The organism is Gelidibacter sp. (genome assembly GCF_035577925.1).
Taxonomy (GTDB): domain Bacteria; phylum Bacteroidota; class Bacteroidia; order Flavobacteriales; family Flavobacteriaceae; genus Gelidibacter.
Genome location: NZ_DATJCY010000413.1, coordinates 1 through 1,737 on the forward strand (window position 1 = coordinate 1; position 1,737 = coordinate 1,737).

A 1,737-nucleotide genomic window follows, 5' to 3' on the forward strand; every position below is an offset into this window, starting at 1 on the left:
CGCCACCAGATGGTCTTCGTTTTTTAACCAAATGCGCTCCTTTGCAGCAGCAGCTCTTGGATGTGGTGCGATATAGGTTTCCAAGCCATCAATATTGATAAGATTAGTGTATCCAGCAGCAATTACCACAATTTTAGAATGGTAAGTATCTTTATTCGTGGTGACCTCAAAACCATCCGAAATCCTTATAACAGATTTTACTTTTTCGTTTTCAATTTGATCGACATGAGGATATAAAGTACGGAGCTGCATTTTGCCCTGCTCCAAAATATCCGAACCCAAAGTTCCCGGTGCCAATCCCAAAACATTATTGAACAATGCCGTTTGCAAATGGGAAGTACGTTGGTGAGCAATAAGTCCGATATGTTTATTTTGGGCAAAAGCCTTAGGTTTGGCAGATCCCAAAACCAAGGCACACGACATTCCTGCCGCGCCTGCGCCAACAATCAACACATCATACATTGCGTTTCTGCTTTGAAAGTTTTTCAATTTGTTTTGAAACACGAAGAATCTGCAATAAAAGAATAGCGCAAAGCGCCAACACAATAGTGATGACCGCTACGATACTTTCGCCTTCAAAAAGATGGTCAAAATTTAACTTGGTAACATTAAAAGCAATGAGCGCCACTGCAATTACCGATAGAACTATAGTTAAGATTTTCATATGATAAGTATTGATGTGATTAAACCATTTCAAACAAGGTCTTGATATTATGGGCAAATAATTTTACCGCAATGGCCAATAAAACGACACCAAATATTTTGCGGATAACGTTGATACCACTTGGGCCAAGAAATCGTTCAATTCTTGAAGAGGTTTTTAAAACTATAAAGATAACAACAACATTTAATAAAACGGCAACAATGATGTTTTCTACTGAATATTCTGCTCGTAATGACAGTAAGGTGGTTAAACTTCCAGGCCCTGCAATTAACGGGAATGCCAAAGGAAATACCGTTGCGGTCATACTAGTATTTTCATCGGTTTTATATAAAGTAATGCCGAGCGTCATTTCTAAAGCGATAAAAAATAGGATAAACGCACCTGCCACAGCAAATGAGTTGATATCAATACCAATTAATGCCAAGATGTTTTGTCCTAAAAACAAAAATGTAATAAGAATCAATCCTGCAATAATAGAGGCCTTACCACTTTCAATATGTCCAAATTTTTTACGCAGATCAATAACGATAGGAATATTGCCAACAATATCGATAACCGCAAATAAAATCATAAATGCCGTAAAAATCTCTTTTAAATCAAGTTTCATAGGACAAAGGTTTTAAATTTTCAGCAAAAGTAGAATATTAATACCGATTAAAATGCCAATCAACTGTAAATATTGGCTATTTTTGCAAACCATTTCCATTAAAAACACACTCATTTTTAAGATAGTAGATATGTTTCAATTAGGCAAAACCATTGTTTCAGAAGAAATCATTCAAAAGGATTTTGTATGCAATTTATCGGCATGCAAAGGTGCTTGCTGCATAGATGGTGATGCCGGCGCTCCGTTAGAACTCGAGGAAACAAAAATAATGGAAGCCATTTACCCTAAAATCAAACCATTTTTACGTCCAGAAGGCATTCAGGCCATTGAAGCACAAGGAACGTTCATTACCACAGAATATGGTGAATTTGAAACGCCGTTAATTGATGGTGCCGATTGTGCTTATGTAATTTTTGACAAGAAAGGAACTGCGCTTTGTGCCTTTGAGGAAGCCTACAACCAAGGT

4 protein-coding genes are annotated in these 1,737 nt (G+C 37.0%); 1 reads left to right on the forward strand and 3 read right to left on the reverse strand.

Annotation, left to right across the window (positions count from 1 at the left end; genetic code table 11):
• The 3 genes from VNJ50_RS15500 to VNJ50_RS15510 form a co-directional block, all read right to left on the reverse strand.
• Positions 1 to 489, reverse strand: a 489-nt coding sequence (locus tag VNJ50_RS15500) for an NAD(P)/FAD-dependent oxidoreductase (RefSeq protein ID WP_325583199.1), incomplete at its 3' end; no start/stop codon positions are given.
• A complete protein-coding gene (locus VNJ50_RS15505) occupies positions 455 to 664 on the reverse strand; it encodes a hypothetical protein (protein WP_325583200.1) in 210 nt (69 codons plus the stop codon). The genes VNJ50_RS15505 and VNJ50_RS15500, both read right to left, overlap by 35 nt.
• 19 nt (positions 665 to 683) lie before the next feature.
• The gene (locus tag VNJ50_RS15510; RefSeq protein ID WP_325583201.1) at positions 684 to 1,271 is read right to left on the reverse strand and encodes a MarC family protein; all 588 of its coding nucleotides are present in this window, start codon (positions 1,269 to 1,271) and stop codon (positions 684 to 686) included.
• Positions 1,272 to 1,401: 130 nt separating this feature from the next.
• Here VNJ50_RS15510 and VNJ50_RS15515 point away from each other — a divergent pair.
• On the forward strand, positions 1,402 to 1,737 hold a 336-nt coding region (locus tag VNJ50_RS15515), incomplete at its 3' end, for a DUF3109 family protein (protein WP_325583202.1).

Bases quoted from the DNA above. Each gene is read 5' to 3' on its own strand.
- VNJ50_RS15505 (WP_325583200.1), bottom strand. From the start codon at position 664: ATGAAAATCTTAACTATAGTTCTATCGGTAATTGCAGTGGCGCTCATT.
- VNJ50_RS15510 (WP_325583201.1), bottom strand. From the start codon at position 1,271: ATGAAACTTGATTTAAAAGAGATTTTTACGGCATTTATGATTTTATTT.